This is a genomic window from Methylosoma difficile (assembly GCF_054657615.1).
Genome location: NZ_BAAHYJ010000002.1, coordinates 798,898 through 819,024 on the forward strand (window position 1 = coordinate 798,898; position 20,127 = coordinate 819,024).

The following is a 20,127-nucleotide window of genomic DNA, read 5'->3' on the forward strand; positions in this document are numbered from 1 at the left end:
ATGTTCACCCTGTACGGCATCAAAAACTGCGACACCGTCAAAAAAGCCCGACAATGGTTGGACAACAACGGCATCCACTACCGCTTCCACGATTTTAGGGCTGACGGCCTCAGTGCCGCACAGCTACAAAGCTTTGCCGATGCGGTCGGCTGGGAAAAGCTGCTTAACCGCAGCAGCACCAGTTGGCGGCAACTCAGCACCGAACAGCAAAGCCACCCGAACGCCGACACCGCCTTGGCGTTAATGCTGGCAACACCCACCCTCATTAAACGCCCCGTCTTAGATACCGGCAGCCAAGTCATCATTGGCTTCAAAGCCGACACCTACGAAAACCTACGCCCATGACCGACACGCTAGAACTCCTCAAAGACCTGATCCGCCGCCCCTCCGTAACCCCTGAAGATGCCGGTTGCCAAGACGCCATTGCCGCGCGCCTGACACCACTAGGCTTTTTGGAAGAACGCCTCAATTTTGCCGACACCCAAAACCTGTGGCTGCGGCGCGGCACTGCCAAACCGTTATTAGTGTTTTTAGGCCATACCGATGTCGTGCCGCCCGGGCCTTTGGACGCTTGGCAATCGCCGCCGTTTGAACCCACATTGCGCGACGGCAAACTGTTCGGACGCGGCGCAGCCGATATGAAAGGCGGTATTGCCGCTTTCATCACCGCCGTTGAACGCTTTTTAGCCAAGCACCCCGACCATCAAGGCTCTATCGCCGTGCTGATGACCAGCGACGAAGAAGGCATTGCCACCCACGGCGTGGTTAAAGTAGTGGAAGTGTTGGAGCAACGCCAAGAAAAAATCGACTGGTGCTTAGTGGGCGAACCGTCCAGCGACAAAAAAATTGGCGACGTCATCCGCGTCGGCCGCCGTGGCTCGCTCTGCGCCAAACTGACCGTAAAAGGCATCCAAGGCCATGTGGCCTACCCCGAACTGGCCAGCAACCCTATCCATTCTTTTGCACCAGCGCTAAAAGCCCTGACCGAAGAAGTCTGGGATAAAGGCAATCACTTTTTCCCACCGACCAGCCTGCAAGTGTCGAACATCAACGGCGGCACCGGCGCAGAAAACATCATCCCCGGCAGCGTGGAAATATTGTTCAACCTACGCTTTTGCACCGAACTGGACGAAGCCACCATCAAACAACGCACCCACGCCATTTTCGACCGCTTCGATTTCGACTACGACATCCAATGGCGCTTGTCCGGCAACCCATTTTTAACCGCGCAAGGCGAACTGATCGACGCCACCCACGCCGCCATTAAAACCGTCACCGGCTACGAAACCGTAGACGACACCGGCGGCGGCACCTCGGACGGACGCTTTATCGCCCCCACCGGCGCACAAGTCATCGAACTGGGGCCGCTGAACGCCACCATCCACAAAGTTAATGAAATGATTGGTTTGGAAGAATTGGAAGAACTGTCTCGAATTTACGAACAAGTCCTAGTTAACTTATTGGTTACAACTAACCGCTAAGTTTTGCGCCTGTTGGGAGTGAAAAAACATGTTTTTTCACTCCGCAAAAACACTTTTTAGATTAGTTTTAACTTAACTGCCATGGTTTAAAGCCGTTAGCTGATCGAAGCCAAAGCGAAGCGCTGGCTTCGGCTTCGATAAGCCATTGACATAAAAGATTTAAGCCCTGTAGGGTACGCACTGCGTACCTTCTAAAATCTTTCCGTTGAACTGATTGACCTAGAAGAGCCGAAACAGCTTTCATAAATTGACGGACAAATCCTGGTTAACTGATTGGCAACTTCCCAACCCTAAAGGCAAACGTATTCTGCAGGTGCGGATTTATCCGCATTTATGCCATGCGGGTACTGTGCGTGCGAATGAATTCGCACCTACCGTTGAATTGCTTGTTTTATGCCCGCTCTTAAACTTTTTGCCAAGTTGGAGCGAAAAAACCTGTTTTTTCACGCCCAACCCACCAGCAGCCAACACACGCTGTTAAATCCTTAACAGACTAATCCCATCCCCTTCGCGTATCATGGCGGCCTTGCTTAAAGGAAAAAGCCGACCATGACCGAACCCACCATCCACTGCCCCAACTGCGCCACCGAAATCCGCCTAACTGAATCTCTCGCCGCCCCGCTGATTGCCGCCACCCGCCAGCAATTTGAACAACAACTGGCGCAAAAAGACCACGACATCGCCCAGCGCGAAGATGGCCTGCGCGAACAACAAAAACAACTGCAAGATGCCAAACGTACGCTAGACGAGCAAATCGCCCAACAAGTCGCCGCGCAACTGCAAAGCGAACGCCAGCGTATCATCAGCGAAGAAAGCCAAAAAGCCAAACAAGCCGCCGCCAACGAAATCGACAGCAAAACCCGCGAACTGGCAGAATTAAACGACGTACTCAAAGCCCGCGACGCCAAACTCGCCGAAGCCCAACAAGCCCAGGCCGAACTCATCAAAAAACAACGCGAACTCGACGATGCCAAACGCGAACTGGAATTGACCGTCGCCAAACGCATCCAAGACGGCCTAGGCGAAGTCCGCGCCCAAGCCAAACGCGAAGCCGAAGACAGCCTTAACCTCAAAGTGCTGGAACGCGAACAAACTATCGCCTCCATGCAGCAAAAAATAGAAGAACTCAAACGCAAAGCCGAACAAGGCTCGCAACAACTGCAAGGCGAAGTCCAAGAAATGGAATTGGAAGCCATGCTCCGCGCCAAATTTCCCTATGACAGCATCGAACCCGTCGCCAAAGGCGAATTCGGCGGCGATGCCCTGCAACGCGTCATCAGCCCCACCGGACAAATCAGCGGCACGCTGTTATGGGAAACCAAACGCACCAAAAACTGGAGCGACGGCTGGCTAGTGAAACTGCGCGAAGACCAACGCAACGCCAAAGCCGACATCGCCGTGCTAGTCAGCCACGCCCTGCCCAAAGGCGTAGAAAACTTCGAAGAAATCGACGGCATCTGGGTCACCAGCCCCCGTGCCGCACTCCCCGTCGCCACCATCCTGCGCCACACCCTGCAACAAATCGGCCTCACCCGCCTCGCCGCCGAAGGCCAACACGGTAAAACCGAATTGGTCTACCAATACCTCACCGGCCCGCGCTTCAAACAACGCGTAGAAGCCATCGTCGAAGCCTTCTCCACCATGCAAGAAGACCTAGACAAAGAACGCAAAGCCATCATGAAGCAATGGGCAAAACGCCAAACCCAAATCGAACGGGTAATGAACGCCACCGTCGGCATGTATGGCGATTTGCAGGGCATAGCGGGGAAATCTTTGCAGGAGATTGAGGGTTTGGAGATGAAGGTTTTGGGGATTGATGACGAGTTGTAGTTGTAGGGTGGGCAATGCTGTTCTGCCCACCATTTGCGGGATGAACGGTGGGCAGGAAAGCGTTGCCCACCCTACTAAGCTAAAGTTTTTAAATTATAGGTTTCAAATGGCAACAAGAAGCGCAACAGACACAATAAAAGGTTATTTCTATCAATTTGATTGCACTATTCTTAAGCTCTTAGAGTTTTCAGAAGATACAGATAGCGTGGTCGTCGAAAATATTGAAGATATAGATATTAAAACACCTACCGAAGATGTAGCAATTCAATGTAAATATTACGAAGGAACTGAATACAATCATTCCGTTATTGCAAAACCAATTCGGTTGATGCTGAGCCATTTCAAAGACGTAAAAAACGGGGTAAAACCAGCCGTTTCATATTATTTATACGGTCATTTCAAATCTGGCCAAGATAAACTTCCAGCCCCAATAGAAGACATTGAATTTCTAAAAGAACATTTTCTTAGCTACAAAAAAGCCAAAGATCAACATCATCACCATTTAGAACTTAACTTATCCGATAAATATTTATCTGAATTTCTATCAAAACTGCAAATTGATATTAATGCTGATAATTACGATGCTCAGATTAAAAAAATACGTGACCTACTTTTAAAGCAATTTTCCTGTACCGAATTTCAAGTAGACCATTTTTACTACAACGGCGCACTGAAATGTATTAAAGATATTGCTATTCAAAAAGATGTCGTAGACAGAAAAATAACAAAAATGAATTTCATTAATAAAATTGACACAAAAAAAGTGCTTTTTAATGAGTGGTTCATACAGATAAAAGGCGAAAAATTATATTTGCAAAAGTTAAGAAATGAATATTTTGGTAATTTAAATACAGGATTAGTTTCACATCGTATCTTTTTGATAGAAATAAACGCAGACAATTATTGCAGACAGGAAGTTAAATATTTACTTGAATCACTAGCCACAAAATATACAAAAATAGATAACGAGCCTGAACCATTTTGTCCTTATGTGTATTTTGAAAGTATCCCAAATGATGAACTGATTGAAATTAAAAAAGATCTCATGGAAAACAACATATTGATAAAAGACGGTTTTGATTTTGAAGGAGCCGACTTTAATAAAAAATCATTATTAACTCCACCGAATAAAAACCATCGTATAAAACTTAAATTTCTTAACAGACTTGAGTATCTGAATCAATTCTTACCTGAAATTAAAAGAAAAGCTGCAATTTATCAGTTCTATTTTAATAACCAAATTTTTGATACGAATGATTTATCAATCAATCAAGTAAAAATTCAGATCAACAAACTTAATCACATCAAAGAGATAATATAAATATGACTAATCATTCATCTGAACAAAATGCAACAGTGGTCGCTGTATTCCCTGATAAAGTAAAAATCGTGGTAGAAGATTTAGATATTTTTAAGGCCGGGGAAGAAACATTAAAAGTAGGTTCGTACTTAAAAATTGAAGATAATGCAAATGCTAGCCTAATAGCAATCATTGAAAATTTTCAAATTTCATTAAGGGAAGTAAAAGACCAAAAAGGAAATCTTGTAACCAAAAGAGATCACATAATTGAAGCATTTCCACTGGGTATATTGAGAGGAGAGAAATTTGAACGCGGAGGTGATTCTCTAGCCATTCCTCCAAAAAATGTTTTTCCGGCATCAATTGAAGACATTAAAAAAATATATGAAGAATCTGTTTCTAAAAACGAAAGTTTTTGTTTTTCTTCACTTTCATCTAATTCATCAGTTAAAGTTAAAGTTCCAGTAAATGGTAACAAATTCTTTAATAAGCACATTGCCATCGTTGGCTCAACAGGCTCTGGCAAATCCCATACATTATCAAAAATTATTCAAAATGCAGTTGCTGAGAAAGATGGCAATTTTTCCTTAAACAATTCGCATGTGATTATTTTTGATATTCACTCTGAATATAAATCTGCATTTCCTGATGCTAATTTTATTGATATTGATAACTTAGTTTTGCCATATTGGCTTTTAAATAGTGAAGAGCTTGAAGAAATTCTTTTGGATACCGGAGAAAGAGACAACTACAATCAGTCGTCTGTTTTTAGAAAATTAGTTACTGAAAATAAAAAGAAACATAATCCAACTCAATCCAAAGTTTTTTACGACACTCCTCTACTTTTTGATATTAAAGAAATACAAAATGCCCTCTTTAATCTCAAAGAAGAAACACGAAATTCGAAAGCTTCAGACCGATTTATGATTAATGACAGTTCTTATACTTGGGACGATTCAAAAAGCATTACCCCGAATTTAGGAATTCAACTATCAGATAATGAAAAAATATTAAAATATTTTGAAAAAGAATACTCATTTTATCCCACTAAACCTCAGAGCATTACAAAGGGTGATTATGCAGATGGTACTTTGGATAAGTTTTTTGTCCGTTTTCAAGAAAAAATTAATCAAGATAGATTAACTTTCTTATTTGGAGAAGCTTCTAAAACCATTTCCTTTGAAGACACACTTGCTAATTTAATGGGTTATTCCACCAAAAAACCAAACAAAAAATCGAATATTACAGTGATTGACTTGAGCGGTATTCCTTTTGAGGTTTTGAGCATTACGGTTTCTCTAATTTCTCGTCTGATTTTTGAATATGGTTATTTTTACAAGCGACTAAGATGCACTTCAAACTCAGAAGAAAAAATCAACAATGACGTCCCAATCTTATTGGTTTATGAAGAAGCTCATAAATATGTACCTAACAGCGAGCTGGTGAAATATCGATCATCAAAAAAATCAATAGAGCGAATTGCAAAGGAAGGCAGAAAATATGGCGTAACGCTTTTGCTTGCAAGTCAACGACCTTCGGAAATATCCGAAACCATTTTCTCCCAATGTAATAACTTTGTTGCGATGCGGCTGACGAACCCTGCGGATTTAGGTTATGTAAAGAAATTATTGCCGGATACATTAGGTTCATTAATAGACAAAATGCCCGCCTTAAAACAGGGTGAGGCATTATTGGTTGGTGAATCAATTGTTTTGCCATCAATTGTTCAAATTGAGCGTTGCTCGCCTGAACCGTCATCAAATGACATTCCATATTGGGAACTATGGAAAGAAGAATGGAAAAATATTGATATACAAGAAATCAAAAAGGAATGGTACAAATAATTTTATCGGTAAATCATTAACTTCGTAGGGTGGGCAGAAAAGCGTTGCCCACCCTACCAACACCACAAACCGCTTAAATCATGTCCAATTACCGCCGCGCCAACACCCAAGGGGCGTGTTATTTCTTTACGGTTGTGGCTTTCCGCCGCCAGCCGATTTTGTGTGATGAAGCCGTGCGGTTGGCTTTGCGGGAAGCGATCAATTCTGTGCGCGAGCAAAAACCATTCACCATTGATGCGTGAGTGTTGTTGCCCGACCACTTACATTGCGTTTGGACGTTGCCGGAAGGTGATGCCGATTTTTCTAGCCGTTGGGGTTTGATTAAACGCCAAGTCAGCACCCAATGTCGGGAACATTACCGCCGCGACGATTGGCTGAATGCGTCCAAACGCAAACATCGGGAATCCACGCTCTGGCAACGCCGCTTTTGGGAACACCAAATCCGTGACGAATCCGATTTTAACCGTCACGCCGATTATCTGCATTACAACCCGGTCAAACACGTTTATTGCCAACACGTTGCCGATTGGCCTTATTCAACTTTCCATCGCTATGTGGCTGAGGGTGTTTATCCGTTGAATTGGGCGGGTGTGGTGGATGATTTGGAGGTTGTTACCTCTGGGGAATGATTTTTAAAATGCGTATCTGTCGTTTAAGGAATCGCTTAACTCATTGATTCCATTCATGCTTCGACAAGCTCAGCACGAACGGAATCAATTAGCTACCGTTCGGCCTCGATGGCATAAAGGCAGAACAGCGTTGCCCACCCTACGTTTTTATTCCCCATTTTGCTTGCAAATACTGGTAACGGGTGTCGAATATCCGCTGCAATTTATCACCGATGAGTATGGCGTGAAGGCCTTCACCTAGCCAGCCGAAGGGCATGGCATAGAAAACGATGTCTTCTACTTCAATGCCGCCCTCGCATGCTTTCAGGCTGACTTCGTGGCTCCAGAATTTAAACGGGCCTACGCGTTGTTGGTAAACAAATCGGCGCGGTTGGTCGCAGTGGCAAATTTCCGATAGCCATGACATCGGTATGCCGAACACGGCTTTCATTCGGTAACTAATCAGTAATCCCGCGTAAATTTCATCGGGTACGGGTGAGGTTATTTCGATGTTGAAAAAATCCGGGGTGATTTGGTTTAGGTAATGCGGGGATGACAGGAATTGCCAGGCTTGTAAGGTGCTGATGGCGAGCTGTTGTTTTCGGTAAATGGTGTATATTTTCATTTATTTAGGCGAGTCAAGCTGTTAATAAGCTATATCTCAATATACCGCAAAAATGGCGTTGTCCATTTAAGCGCTGAATTTTTTGATTTTAATTGGGGGATATTTGTTAATTCACAAGTTGGATTTAACAAAGATCTTTATTTTGAATGAGCAGGCAAAATAGCTTGCTCCCCTACTCTCCTTATCAATACAACTTTTCACTGCCATCCATTTCGCCGGTTTGGTTGTACAGCATGGGTCTGCCTGCGTTCAGCCAGGCGGCATCTTGCACTTCGCAAACGGCAATTTTGTGGTCGCCTGCGTCGGTGAAGTGGCTGACTTTGCAATCAAAATACACTAAGCAATCTGCCAAAATGGGCGCGCCAGTTTGTGCTTTTTGCCAGCTGTAACCTGTCATTTTGTCGGCTAAGCCGCTACGCCCGAAGTGTTCGGCGATGGCGTAGTGGTTTTGGCCTAGCACGTTGACGGTACAGACTTTGCTCGCCTGCAGCAGTTGGTAAGAGAAGTTGGCGGGGTTGATGCTAAAGGCCAGCAAGGGCGGCTGGAAGGACACTTGCATCACCCAGGCGGCTGTAAAGGCGTTTTCGCGTTTGCCGTCGGTTACGCCAATGACGTAAACGCCGTGGCTGATTTGTTTGAATAAGTTGGCGGGGTTGTCGATCATGCCTGCACCAGTTGGATACGCATGGATAAGTCGATGGCTTTGATGTTTTTAGTCAGCGCACCAATGGAGATGAAGTCAACACCGGTTTCGGCAATGCTGCGGAGGATATCTAAGCTGATATTGCCGGAGGCTTCCAATTCAATGGCTTTGCCCGTGTTGTCGGTAGCTTGTTGGTTGATGCCAACGGCGGTGCGCAGGTCGGCAAGGCTAAAGTTGTCGAGCATGATGCGTTCGGGCTGGGCGGCGATGGCTTGCTGCAATTCCGCCAGTGATTCGACTTCAACTTCAACCGGCACCGCGCTATGGGCTTTTGCCAGCTTGACAGCATTGGCGATGGAGCCTGCGGCAATGATGTGGTTTTCTTTAATCAACACGCCATCGTAAAGGCCGATGCGGTGGTTATGGCAGCCGCCGCAAGCGACGGCGTATTTTTGCGCCAAGCGCAATCCGGGCAGGGTTTTGCGGGTGTCCAGCACTTTACAGGCCGTGCCTGCAACCGCATCGGCATAGCTTTTTGCCACGGTGGCGGTCGCCGATAAGGTTTGCAGCAGGTTAAGTGCCGTGCGTTCGCCCGTCAGCAAAGCGCGGGCTGAGCCGGAAATTTTGCACAGCAAAGTATCTGCGCCGACAAAATCACCTTCTTGCACTTGCCATTCGATGCGGACGGCTGTATCCAATTCGGCAAAAACGGCATTAAACCAAGCTTGTCCACAGATCAGCATAGCTTCGCGGGTTATTACTTCGGCGGTTGCCGACAGCGTTGCCGGAATAATGGCAGCGGTCAAATCGCCGCTGCCGATGTCTTCGGCTAAAAAAGCCTGTATATCAATAGGAGGTAATGGTGCCATGCTGTTTAGTTGAGATAACGGGCTTTGATGGCTTGGGCCAGTTGGTGGACTGCCATCGCATATTTGTTGCTGTTGTTGTATTTTTTGATGACTTTAAAGTTGGGGTGCGTATACCAATATTCGTTGCCTTCGACCGTGCTGAGTTCGATGACAGCCGGATCGTTGGAAGGACGTGCGGGTTTGGTGACCGGGCTATGGTATTGCCAGCCGTTGCGCGAAAAATAATGGGCGACACTGCCAATGGCATCGTGCGGATGCCATAAATCGCGGCGGCCATCTTGGTTAAAATCGACCGCCAAGCGGCGGAAGCTGCTGGGCATAAACTGCCCGTAGCCCATTGCACCGGCCCAAGAACCTTGCGGTTGTTTGGGGTCAAAGCCTTCATCACGCGCCATCAGCAGGAAGTTTTCCAGCTCGGACATAAAATATTTGGAACGGCGGTAGGTGTCGAAAGACAAGGTGGTCAAGGCATCAAAAATGCGGGTTCTGCCAAAATTTTTGCCGAAATAGGTTTCTACGCCAATGATGCCGACGATGTATTCAGGATCGACATGGTAAGTTTGGCTGGCGCGTTCGATGGCATCGGCGTTGTTGCGCCAAAATTCCACGCCGTTGCTGATGTGCGCATCGGTTAAAAATTTGTTGCGGTAACGGGTCCAGCTGCCAGGGCGGGTCGGCTGTTTGACCGGATCAACAGGGTTTTCCAGTTTTATCACCGAATCGAGGCGTTGGGCATTCGAAAACAAACCGTTCAGGTAGCTTTCCGAAAAACCATGCGTACTGACCATGTGTTGGATAAAGCTGTTGACCGCCATTGAATGGGCGTAAGTGCCGGTAACGCCACTGGCAAAGTAGGCATTGTCACCCGCCGGATTGGGTTCAACCGGCATGGGCGGTGTAATAGGAAAGGTTGTGGCGGCAGGCGGATAAGCACTGGGATTGCCCGCAGTGGTTGGCATTTCCTGTACCGGTTTTGGTGAATCACTGGCGCAGCCGAACAATGCCAGCATCAACGCCAAACCAGCCAGCTGTCTGTAAAAAACCTTTGTCACGGAAGACCTCGTTAAAGTCATGAAGCGTTTGTTGAAAATGGGCAACCGCCTGCCAGGACTGGCTTGGCAGCGGCTGGCAGGCGTATTTGATGGCTAATATAGTAACCCGATAAGCAAAATTCCGAGTGTTTAAATTGCCCGTCAAGACGAATTATTTTCCCAGTTTATTAAGTATTTTGAAGTGTTAATCAACATTTACTTTGACATTACATTTGTATCCAGAACCTAGTAAAATGTAGAATAGTCGATTGCCTGATGGCGGGTGGCTTACAAGCTGATTGGCTTGGCTTTTTGGCAGGTTTCGCTAAAACTGAAACCGATCCGGCCTGATTAAAAATTACAATAAAGCTTATTGAGGTGAGCGTGGAACTAAGCGGTGCACAAATTCTGGTTCAAAGCCTTAAAGATGAAGGCGTAGAATATATTTTTGGCTATCCTGGCGGAGCCGTATTGCATCTGTACGATGCCATTTTCCAGCAGGATGCCGTCAAACACATTTTGGTACGCCATGAACAAGGCGCAACCCATGCGGCAGACGGCTATGCCCGCGCCACCGGCAAACCCGGCGTGGTGCTGGTCACTTCAGGCCCTGGCGCCACCAATGCTGTCACCGGCATTGCGACAGCTTACATGGATTCCATCCCGATGGTGGTCATTTCCGGTCAAGTGCCCTCGCCGGTCATTGGCAGCGATGCGTTCCAAGAAGTCGATATGGTCGGTATTACCCGCCCTTGCGTTAAGCATAATTTCTTGGTTAAAGATGTCACCAAATTGGCGGAAACCGTCAAAAAAGCCTTTTATGTCGCCACCACAGGCCGACCCGGCCCAGTTGTGGTTGATATTCCGAAAGACATTACCGACCCGAACAAAAAAGTCCCTTACAAATACCCTAAAAAAGTGACCATGCGGTCTTATAACCCCGTCACGTCGGTTTCAAAAAGCCAAATTAAAAAAGCGGTCGATTTGTTGCTAAGCGCAAAAAAACCAATGATTTATTCAGGTGGTGGCGTAGTTTTGGGTGAAGCCTGTGCCGAGCTGATTGAATTCAGCCAATTGTTGGGCTATCCGGTCACCAATACATTAATGGGGCTTGGCGCTTATCCCGCCACTGACAAACAATTTGTCGGCATGTTGGGTATGCACGGCACCTACGAAGCCAATATGGCCATGCACGAAAGCGATGTCATCATTGCCATCGGCGCGCGCTTCGATGACCGCGTCACCGGCAAGCTTGACCAGTTCTGCCCGTACGCAAAAATTATCCATATCGATATTGATCCGGCTTCCATCTCCAAAACCGTTAAAGTTGACGTGCCGATTGTGGGCGAAGTCAAAGATGTATTGGAATGCATGATTGAGCAGATAAAAGAAGGCAAAGACAAGGTCAACAAAAAAGCCTTGGAAGCTTGGTGGCTGCAAATCAGCCAGTGGCAAGCTATCCATTGCTTGGAATATGACCGTGATTCTTTACTGATTAAACCGCAATTCGTCATTGAACAACTTTACGAAGTGACCAAGGGCGATGCCTACGTTACATCCGATGTGGGCCAGCATCAAATGTGGGCGGCGCAATACTACCGTTTCGACAAGCCACGCCGCTGGATCAACTCTGGTGGTTTAGGCACGATGGGCTTTGGCCTGCCAGCCGCCATTGGTGTCAAATTGGCGTTTCCTAATGCAGATGTGGCGTGTGTGACCGGTGAAGCCAGTATTCAAATGTGCATACAAGAGCTATCAACGGCCTTGCAATACAAAACGCCGGTTAAAATCATCAACCTTAATAACCGCTACATGGGCATGGTGAGGCAATGGCAGGAATTCACTTACGAAAGCCGCTACTCGCATTCGTATATGGATACCATTCCTGAATTTGTGCAGTTGGCGGAAGCTTATGGACACGTCGGCATGCGTATCGACAAACCCGAAGAAGTACGTCCTGCTTTAGAAAAAGCCTTTGCCATGAAAGACCGCACGGTATTTTTGGACATCATGACCGACCGTACCGAAAACGTTTACCCGATGATTGAAGCCGGAAAAGGCCATCATGATATGAAATTGCGGGTCGCTATCGGCACCGAAACAGACAGGGAGTTAGCATGATGAGACATATCATTTCCATTTTGATTGAAAACGAATCCGGTGCATTATCGCGGGTAGCCGGTTTGTTTTCGGCGCGCGGCTACAACATCGAATCACTGACGGTTGCGCCTACTGAAGACCCCAGTTTGTCAAGAATGACGCTGGTGACCAGCGGTAATGAAAATATCATTGAACAAATCACCAAACAGTTGAACAAACTGATTGATGTGGTCAAACTGATTGATTTGGCAGAAACTTCGCACATCGAACGCGAACTCATGATGGTAAAAGTTAAAGCCGGAGAGCAATCACGTAACGAAATCAGGAGTTTGGCGGAAATATTCCGTGGCAAAATCATTGATGTCAGCGCCAAAATTTACATCATTGAAGTGACAGGCACATCAGAAAAGCTGGATGCTTTTGTGGCAACGCTGGATGCCGAAACCATCATAGAAGTCGTCCGTTCCGGTGCTACCGGCATTTCCCGTGGCGAACAAGGCCTGCATTTATAACCGCCACCTTAACATTTTATTTAAACCTAAGAAAAACATAGGAAAAACCATGCAAGTTTATTATGACAAAGACGCTGACCTTTCGATCATCAAAGCCAAAAAAGTGGCGATCATTGGTTACGGCTCACAAGGCCATGCCCACGCACTGAACCTGAAAGAATCTGGCGTTGACGTGGTTGTTGGCTTACGCGCAGGCTCGGCTTCCGTTGCTAAAGCAGAAGCACACGGCTTAGCTGTTAAAGAAGTGGCTGCCGCCGTAGCTGACGCCGACATCGTCATGATTTTGACTCCAGACGAATTCCAATCACAACTGTACAAAAACGAAATCGAACCAAACATCAAACAAGGCGCAGCTTTGGCTTTCGCCCACGGTTTCTCTATTCTGTACAACCAAGTTGTGCCACGCGCCGACTTGGACGTCATCATGATTGCGCCTAAAGCACCAGGCCACACTGTACGTTCTGAATTTGTCCGTGGCGGCGGCGTGCCTGACCTGATCGCTATCCACAAAGACGCTTCCGGCACTGCGAAAAGCATTTGCTTGTCTTACGCATCAGCTATCGGCGGCGGTCGTTCTGGCATTATCGAAACCACTTTCCGCGATGAAGCTGAAACGGATTTGTTCGGTGAACAAGCAGTATTGTGCGGTGGTGCGGTTGAATTGATTAAAGCCGGTTTCGAAACCTTGGTTGAAGCGGGTTACGCACCCGAAATGGCTTATTTTGAGTGTTTGCACGAATTGAAACTGATTGTGGATTTGATGTACGAAGGCGGCATTGCCAACATGAACTACTCCATTTCCAACAACGCGGAATACGGCGAATACGTTACCGGCCCAAAAGTCATCAACGAAGAAAGCCGTTGGGCGATGCGCGAAGCGTTGAAAAACATCCAAAATGGCGAATACGCCAAACGCTTCATTATGGAAGGCATGACCAACTATCCAGAAATGACAGCTCGTCGCCGTTTGAACGCCGAACATCCTATTGAAGTGGTTGGTGGAGAACTGCGTAGCATGATGCCTTGGATCAAAGCCAACCAAATTGTTGATAAAAGCAAAAACTAAGCATTTTTGTTAACAAACTGCTTGAAACAAAAAAGCCTGTCGATGACAGGCTTTTTTTTGCATTCTGATAATAGGCGCTTAGTCGGCGATAAACATGGCATCGCCGTAACTAAAGAAACGATAAGATTGATCTATGGCATGCTGATAAGCATCCATGACCGACTCATAACCGGCAAACGCACTTATCAACATAAGCAAGGTGGATTCTGGCAAATGGAAGTTGGTCAACAGGGCATCAACCGATTTGAACGTATACCCTGGTGTAATAAATAAATCTGTATCACCAAAACCCGATTGCAACTGCCCGCTGACCGAAGCCGATTCTAAAGCCCGCACAGAGGTCGTACCGATAGCTATTACACGCCCGCCATTGGCCCTTGCCTTATTGATTTCATCAACTGTTGTTTGGCTTACAGCGTAAAACTCCTTATGCATGAGATGATCGGCTAAGTTTTCTACACGCACTGGCTGAAAAGTCCCACTACCTACATGCAAGGTAACAAAAGTGCTGGCAATTCCTTTTTCAGCAATCTTATCCATCATTGCCAAATCAAAATGCAATCCTGCGGTTGGCGCAGCAACAGCTCCCACTTGTTTGGCATAAACGGTTTGATAGCGGTTCAAATCGTTCTCATCATCTGTACGCTCAATATAAGGCGGCAAAGGGATATGGCCAATTTGCTCAAGTATTTGCAAAATACTGTCATTACCCATGAAACGGAGTTCAAATAAATCATCCACCCTACCCTGCACTTCACATTTATAGTTTTTATCTAAGTTAATAACCGCGCCAGCTTTTGCCGCTTTGCTGGCTTTAACATGGGCAATGGCATGATGCTCATCTTGGATACGCTCAATTAAGATTTCTACTTTACCGCCACTGGCCTTTGTGCCAAACAACCGCGCGGGGATAACTTTGGTGTCGTTAAAAACAAGAATGTCGCTAGCATCCAGCAAATCAATAAAGTCACAAAAATGCTTGTCACTGAGCTGACCGGAGCTACGATTTAAGGTAAGAAGACGACTGGCAGCCCTATTTTGCAAAGGATATTGGGCTATCAGATGTTCGGGTAGTTGGTAATTAAAGTCACTTTTTTTCATAAGCGAAATATTATCATCTTAAGCCATATTTTTCATCAAAAAAGCTTGCAAAAGTCATTACATCCTATATAATGTAATGACTTTGCCGGGGTGGCGGAACTGGTAGACGCGCCGGATTCAAAATCCGGTGATGGTGACATCGTGCCGGTTCGATTCCGGCCCTCGGTACCATAGATTGGTTAAGAGCCGCGCAAAGAAATAAAACCCGCTAAGCTTTTATGGCTTAGCGGGTTTTTTATTGCCTGACGTTTTACTTTTCATTGCCATAGAAGCCATTTACTCCAAAAATACAAAAGGCGGAGTAAAAAGCCAAGCTTCTTACCCCACTTTATTTGCAAAATCTAATGGTTGAATGGCAAAGCTGTTTCCATATTAAATATGGGGCAATTCCAATGTCAACAGCTTCTCAACCGGATTTGTCATAGTTTCATCAAAGCCATAAGTGCGTAACACAGCCTTACCGCTTTGGTGAATTTGCACAGTGGCTCATGAATACATTCGGTCAGTTTTAACGCCTGTATCCACCGAAGATTCAAAAGGCGAACTGCCCGCACCTACCAACACTTGATAAGCGAAGTTTGAGGAAAAGTCGTTGGCTGGGAATTTTTCTACATTATAGATGTGTTCATGCCCACAGAAATAAGTCGCTTTATGCTTAGCGAACATCCCAGAAGGCATTGGCAGCAACGCCGTCTTTATTGCTTAAAGATGAGGTAGAGCTAGAGCTTGGTGAAGAACCCGTATAAGCATAGAAATACGCAGCCTTATGACCGAATATAAATATGATTTTTGCGCCACGGCTTTCTACAACCGCCAAGTCAGCATCCAGCCATGCTGTTGGGGCATAACCATCATGACCTACGGCATCCGTATTGATGACTGCAAAATGTGACGTACCAACATCAAATGGATAGCTCAATTGTTTTTGGTCTGTCGTTACGACATTATTACTGGTGAGTTGGTTAGAGTAAAGTTTTGTGGATACATGCCAACCAAGCTATTGAAACGGCTTTGGTCAAGGATCAGGTCAGCCATGTTATCGCGCCAAGCGTTTTCATTTTCAATTTGAGCAGCCTTACCGCAACGCTTACATTGCGTTTCATCGTTACCTGGAACAGGAACAACATAAACACCATTTTCCATAATATTGGCAACCATACCGCACCAAAAACCATATTGTTGATAGAACGGCATCAAGTCAGAGATAACAATATCGTTTACCGCTGGGCTAGTAACAACCCCCTCATTAGTACCGTTACTGGTTCTTGTAACAACAGAGCAGGCCTTGCCATAACCCATAATCATGTCACCGTTAAAAAACAGCAATTTTGATTTTGGGCTTATGCTTTTAATAGCGCGCATGATGTGCGCTCATGCTTTTGGGTTTGGAACCAACCCAGTAGAACCGGAAGGAGACGGGCAACTACCTGCGCCCACTAGTGATAACTGTTTAACACTAGAATCAACGCTAACAGGGTCTTGCCTGGAATCATCCACTGTTGAGAATGTCAAAACAACCGGATCAGCAGTGACAGAAACCGAAGGGATAGCATGCATGGAAGCCGAAATCACAAAAGACGCCAGCAACAAGCCTTTTGTTTTTGAAAATTATTCATTCACAGAACTCTATTTCTAATTATTGAAGAACTGCGAACGATAACCCACAACTATTTCAATATAATTAATAAAAGCTCTAGCTAAAACATTCTTCAAGAAAATTTTTCATCGATACCCAAGCGCGTTGCGCAACAATGGGACTGTATTTCATCCCAAAGTTTGGATCATTCGCCTTAGGATTGGTAAATGCATGCACGGTATGCCCATAAGCATGCAACTGCCAATCAGCCCCTGCTGCGGTCATTTCCTCTTCAAATGCCAGTACTTGCCCGACTTTGCCAAGCGGGTCATCATGACCATGCAAAGCCAGCACTTTTGCGGTAATTGACACGTCCAAGATATTGTTTGGCGCACCCAATAAGCCATGAAAACTGACCACACCTTTAATCGCTGCGTCAGTTCTGGCTAAGTCCAAAACGCACATGCCACCAAAACAATACCCAATGGCGGCAATATTGTTGACATCAACCCACGGTAACAATTTGACCGTTGCCAATGCCGCCAACATGCGTTTTTGTAGCATCGCCCTATCGTCGATAAAAGGCTGCATCAGTTTGGCATTTTCATCAGCACTACTTCCCAAAATACCTTTGCCGTACATATCGACAGCAAAACCTACATAACCCAATTCTGCCAATTGCCTGGCCTTATCGGCAACAAACCCATCCCTTCCCGCCCAGGTATGATTGATTAATACTGCCGGACGTATGCCCGTAATGGCATCATCAACAGCAAAATAAGCTTCTAAAACGACATCACCATCGAGATAAGCGACGGTATTACTCACAATTGCCATGACACCTACCCTTTTGCTGGCGGTACTTTGCCAGAAGATTGCATGGTCTGTAAAAAGCCCAAAGAAGCCTCTTCAACCATATCCAAAACCCGCTCAAAGCCAAAGCGACCACCGTAATAAGGATCAGGTACTTCGCGCTCGCCCAGTTGAGGCGCATATTCAAGAAAGTATTTGATTTTGTGGTGGTATTTTTCAGGACATGCGTTCATTAAGATGGCATGGTTGTTATCATCCATCGCCAACAAATAATCGAAATCTTCAAAATCGCCATTAATGACTTTTCTGGCGCGTAAATGGGCCAATTCTATGCCGCGCTCTTGGGCTGCTTTTTGTGAACGCAAATCAGGCGGCTCGCCAATATGACTGGCGTGCGTACCTGCCGAATCAAGGTAAAAAAAAGGTTCAAGCTGTTGATCTCGAACCAGCTTGGCAAACACCCCTTCCGCCGTTGGTGAGCGGCAGATATTGCCCATACAAACAAACAATACTTTTATTTTTTCCATTACGTGTACTCTTTTGGATGCTAACGATGGCTCGCCAAGAGGCGGCGCTTGACACTTAATTTATCTGCAAAAAATCGTCTAAAGAAACGCATTGCAAATTATTTTGTACGGCCTGCAATTTGTCTTCATCGGTATTGTAACCCCATAAGGCAAACTGCAAATTGACGTTGGTTAAGGCGGGAGTTGTTTTGATTGTCAACAAGGTGGGCAAACGGTCTTCGACAAAAACACAAGTTTTATCAGGATGTTGCAATAACAAACCTTCCAGCACTTGCGCTTTGCTTAGCTTTCTATCTAGGCCATAAATCGCTTCATCCGCCAACATCAAGCCATTGGCGGATAAGATGTGTTTAACAAAACGCTCTTGCTTGGTTGTAACGACCATCCAAGGGCTATGCGCACCGAGTTTGCGAAGCTTGTCTGCCACGCCATCAAACAACGGATTCATGGCAATCCAATCATTTAAATTGTCGGCAATCCAAGCATCCCTAACTTCACCAAATAAGCCTTTTAGCTGTTCGGTAGTTATTTCGTGCTTTGCCATTAACTTGGCAAAATATTCGTTGGAGTTACGGCAAATGGCTTCGACAGTTTCGCCCAAAAACAAAAGCCTTACCGTTAGAATAGCTTCATAACCTGTTTCGATAACGGGTCTTGCTTGGCGAAAAGCATCAATGATCGCGGTAGGGGCTTGCTTGGGCATATCAGCCCAAAGTTGGCTGGCGGCTTTCCAGCCAGTGATGCCGGTTTCGATGGCGCTATCACAGATAACACCATCGAAATCGAGCGCGTAAAAATAGCTTGTCTGCATTATTTAGTTAAAACTCAGGGAACTCTATGGGATCGTTGCGTAAAAAAAGTTGGCTATCAACAGTGTTGGCCAAGCCGGATTTGAATTGCGGAATATAGCTCTTTTTAAGATAACCATTTAATGACCGTTTATCGATGAAAGGTTGCTTTTCTATAAGCAATTTTTCATAGACCAGCGCCGTACCTCTGGCTAACGTATCCCAATCAAAAACACCTGGAATAGAGGTTTTGGCACGCTCACCTAGGGTATGGCGTATTTCAGGGTCTGCCAATAACAAAACAATGCCGTTGGCAAAGCTTTGAATATCATCATCTTCGGCAACATAGCCATTATAACGGTGGCACAGCGCCTTGGCACTGCCTTTAAAAGCCACAATAGCCTTAGCTGCTGCCATATAGTTTAGCAGTTTTATCGGGTAACCTGGACAGGCTGTTCTTGGCAAAACGGCGACATCAGCCGCCGCCAAATAATCGGGCAGCTCTTTAAGTGAAACACGGTCTGCAAAAACAAGGTTTTCGTAAAAACCCAAATCGATAGCCATTTGCTCATACTTGGCTTTCGCTTTGTCATTGTTGACGTTGGTAACCATCAGCAATTTCACGTCAGGTATCCTTACCACAACTTCAACCATCGCATCGAACAAATAGTCGACTTTTTGAAAGGCTTCCAACGCGCCGGTATACATCACTATCGGCTTACCTTGCAGGTGATGACGCTGACGAACGGCATCACCATCACCATTTGCAAACATTTCCGGCTCAACACCGGGAGGGATCACGATAATTTTTTCAGGATTGATGCCAATTTCGTCAATCAGATAAGCCTTCAACTCATCAGAAAGCAACATCAGCATATCGGCAAGATTGGGCACAACCTTATCCAAAAACTTGCCCAGCCTGCGGGCTGTCGCCTTTGATTTAAAGAATTCGTAAGTTGGCAACTCATCAAACATGCTATTAACGCCGTTATACACCAAGCGGCGACGGGTAAACAATTTGGCAATTGCACCGGCAATAGTCGCTTCGTAGTTATGGGCGTGGATAATATTGATGTTGTATTTCCAAATGACTTGCAGCAATTTTGGAATGAGGAAGAAGTCATTGACCAATCGGCCTAGCGATGGGCCAATAACAATTTTTTGGCTTTTTTTCGCCGGAAGCACCCGATGAATAATTAACCCATCAATGGGAATACCCTCTTCGTAATCAGGATAAGTCACAACATGCACTTCATGCCCTTGGCGGACCAAGTACATGGCTAATTCACGGATGGCTCCTGGTGTTCCGTGGTTGGCAGGGAATGGGCAAGCGGCAATCATTACAATTCGAAGATTTTTCATAAATAGCTCACATATTGAATCACTGCAACCCTTGCTTAAAAAGCGAGGATA

The 20,127-nt window shown here is 45.7% G+C and carries 19 protein-coding genes, 1 tRNA gene and 1 pseudogene; 10 read left to right on the forward strand and 11 right to left on the reverse strand.

What is annotated here, in order from left to right; genetic code table 11:
• The 6 genes and pseudogenes from ACYQ1O_RS09220 (at position 1) to ACYQ1O_RS09245 (ending at position 7,084) form a co-directional block, all read left to right on the forward strand.
• Positions 1 to 345, forward strand: a complete 345-nt coding sequence (locus ACYQ1O_RS09220) for an ArsC family reductase (protein WP_459991373.1) — start codon at positions 1 to 3, stop codon at positions 343 to 345.
• Complete coding sequence (dapE, locus tag ACYQ1O_RS09225; RefSeq protein ID WP_459991374.1) at positions 342 to 1,481, forward strand: succinyl-diaminopimelate desuccinylase; 1,140 nt, start codon at positions 342 to 344, stop codon at positions 1,479 to 1,481. The genes ACYQ1O_RS09220 and dapE overlap by 4 nt, the downstream gene beginning before the upstream one ends.
• A gap of 549 nt (positions 1,482 to 2,030) precedes the next feature.
• A complete protein-coding gene (locus ACYQ1O_RS09230) occupies positions 2,031 to 3,311 on the forward strand; it encodes a DUF2130 domain-containing protein (RefSeq protein WP_459991375.1) in 1,281 nt (426 codons plus the stop codon).
• A 7-nt stretch (positions 3,312 to 3,318) separates the two neighbouring features.
• Entirely contained in the window at positions 3,319 to 4,632 is a 1,314-nt protein-coding gene (locus ACYQ1O_RS09235; RefSeq protein WP_459991376.1) for a DUF4297 family anti-phage-associated protein, read from the forward strand.
• Positions 4,633 to 4,634: 2 nt separating this feature from the next.
• Positions 4,635 to 6,455: an anti-phage-associated helicase HerA gene (gene herA, locus ACYQ1O_RS09240; RefSeq protein WP_459991377.1), complete on the forward strand. Its 1,821-nt coding sequence runs from the start codon at positions 4,635 to 4,637 to the stop codon at positions 6,453 to 6,455.
• Positions 6,456 to 6,535: 80 nt separating this feature from the next.
• Positions 6,536 to 7,084, forward strand: a pseudogene (locus tag ACYQ1O_RS09245) (REP-associated tyrosine transposase).
• A gap of 139 nt (positions 7,085 to 7,223) precedes the next feature.
• Here ACYQ1O_RS09245 and ACYQ1O_RS09250 read toward each other — a convergent pair.
• The 4 genes from ACYQ1O_RS09250 to ACYQ1O_RS09265 all read right to left on the reverse strand — a co-directional run bounded on the left by ACYQ1O_RS09250 (position 7,224) and on the right by ACYQ1O_RS09265 (position 10,252).
• A complete protein-coding gene (locus ACYQ1O_RS09250) occupies positions 7,224 to 7,688 on the reverse strand; it encodes an SRPBCC family protein (RefSeq protein ID WP_459991378.1) in 465 nt (154 codons plus the stop codon).
• 184 nt (positions 7,689 to 7,872) lie between these two features.
• Positions 7,873 to 8,352 (reverse strand): flavin reductase family protein, encoded by a 480-nt coding sequence (locus tag ACYQ1O_RS09255; RefSeq protein ID WP_459991379.1) that lies wholly within the window; start codon positions 8,350 to 8,352, stop codon positions 7,873 to 7,875.
• Positions 8,349 to 9,200: a carboxylating nicotinate-nucleotide diphosphorylase gene (gene nadC / locus ACYQ1O_RS09260; RefSeq protein WP_459991380.1), complete on the reverse strand. Its 852-nt coding sequence runs from the start codon at positions 9,198 to 9,200 to the stop codon at positions 8,349 to 8,351. Before nadC ends, ACYQ1O_RS09255 begins: the two co-directional genes overlap by 4 nt.
• A 5-nt stretch (positions 9,201 to 9,205) precedes the next feature.
• The gene (locus ACYQ1O_RS09265) at positions 9,206 to 10,252 is read right to left on the reverse strand and encodes a lytic murein transglycosylase (RefSeq protein ID WP_459991381.1); all 1,047 of its coding nucleotides are present in this window, start codon (positions 10,250 to 10,252) and stop codon (positions 9,206 to 9,208) included.
• A gap of 363 nt (positions 10,253 to 10,615) precedes the next feature.
• On the opposite strand from ACYQ1O_RS09265, the gene ACYQ1O_RS09270 reads away from it, so the two are divergent.
• The 3 genes from ACYQ1O_RS09270 to ilvC are packed head-to-tail and all read left to right on the forward strand — an operon-like array spanning position 10,616 to position 13,909.
• On the forward strand, positions 10,616 to 12,352 hold the full coding sequence (locus tag ACYQ1O_RS09270; protein ID WP_459991455.1) for an acetolactate synthase 3 large subunit: 1,737 nt from the start codon (positions 10,616 to 10,618) through the stop codon (positions 12,350 to 12,352).
• Positions 12,352 to 12,843, forward strand: coding sequence for an acetolactate synthase small subunit (gene ilvN / locus ACYQ1O_RS09275; protein WP_459991456.1), 492 nt, complete (start codon positions 12,352 to 12,354; stop codon positions 12,841 to 12,843). The genes ACYQ1O_RS09270 and ilvN overlap by 1 nt, the downstream gene beginning before the upstream one ends.
• Positions 12,844 to 12,892: 49 nt before the next feature.
• Complete coding sequence (ilvC, locus tag ACYQ1O_RS09280) at positions 12,893 to 13,909, forward strand: ketol-acid reductoisomerase (RefSeq protein WP_459991382.1); 1,017 nt, start codon at positions 12,893 to 12,895, stop codon at positions 13,907 to 13,909.
• 78 nt (positions 13,910 to 13,987) lie between these two features.
• Here ilvC and queA read toward each other — a convergent pair whose 3' ends face one another.
• A complete protein-coding gene (queA, locus tag ACYQ1O_RS09285; protein ID WP_459991383.1) occupies positions 13,988 to 15,010 on the reverse strand; it encodes a tRNA preQ1(34) S-adenosylmethionine ribosyltransferase-isomerase QueA in 1,023 nt (340 codons plus the stop codon).
• 84 nt (positions 15,011 to 15,094) lie between these two features.
• Here queA and ACYQ1O_RS09290 point away from each other — a divergent pair.
• Positions 15,095 to 15,181 (forward strand) — tRNA-Leu (locus ACYQ1O_RS09290).
• Between the two features lie 484 nt (positions 15,182 to 15,665).
• Here ACYQ1O_RS09290 and ACYQ1O_RS09295 read toward each other — a convergent pair.
• The 6 genes from ACYQ1O_RS09295 to ACYQ1O_RS09320 all read right to left on the reverse strand — a co-directional run bounded on the left by ACYQ1O_RS09295 (position 15,666) and on the right by ACYQ1O_RS09320 (position 20,076).
• The gene (locus ACYQ1O_RS09295; protein WP_459991384.1) at positions 15,666 to 15,929 is read right to left on the reverse strand and encodes a hypothetical protein; all 264 of its coding nucleotides are present in this window, start codon (positions 15,927 to 15,929) and stop codon (positions 15,666 to 15,668) included.
• Positions 15,930 to 15,946: 17 nt separating this feature from the next.
• Positions 15,947 to 16,372 carry a hypothetical protein gene (locus ACYQ1O_RS09300; RefSeq protein ID WP_459991385.1) on the reverse strand — a complete coding sequence of 142 codons (426 nt, stop codon included), beginning with the start codon at positions 16,370 to 16,372 and terminating at the stop codon, positions 15,947 to 15,949.
• 331 nt (positions 16,373 to 16,703) lie between these two features.
• Positions 16,704 to 17,423: a dienelactone hydrolase family protein gene (locus ACYQ1O_RS09305; protein WP_459991386.1), complete on the reverse strand. Its 720-nt coding sequence runs from the start codon at positions 17,421 to 17,423 to the stop codon at positions 16,704 to 16,706.
• Between the two features lie 5 nt (positions 17,424 to 17,428).
• Positions 17,429 to 17,926, reverse strand: a complete 498-nt coding sequence (locus tag ACYQ1O_RS09310; RefSeq protein ID WP_459991387.1) for a low molecular weight protein-tyrosine-phosphatase — start codon at positions 17,924 to 17,926, stop codon at positions 17,429 to 17,431.
• Between the two features lie 55 nt (positions 17,927 to 17,981).
• Positions 17,982 to 18,737, reverse strand: coding sequence for an HAD family hydrolase (locus ACYQ1O_RS09315; RefSeq protein ID WP_459991388.1), 756 nt, complete (start codon positions 18,735 to 18,737; stop codon positions 17,982 to 17,984).
• A gap of 7 nt (positions 18,738 to 18,744) precedes the next feature.
• Positions 18,745 to 20,076: a glycosyltransferase family 4 protein gene (locus ACYQ1O_RS09320; protein ID WP_459991389.1), complete on the reverse strand. Its 1,332-nt coding sequence runs from the start codon at positions 20,074 to 20,076 to the stop codon at positions 18,745 to 18,747.
• Positions 20,077 to 20,127: the final 51 nt, after the last annotated feature.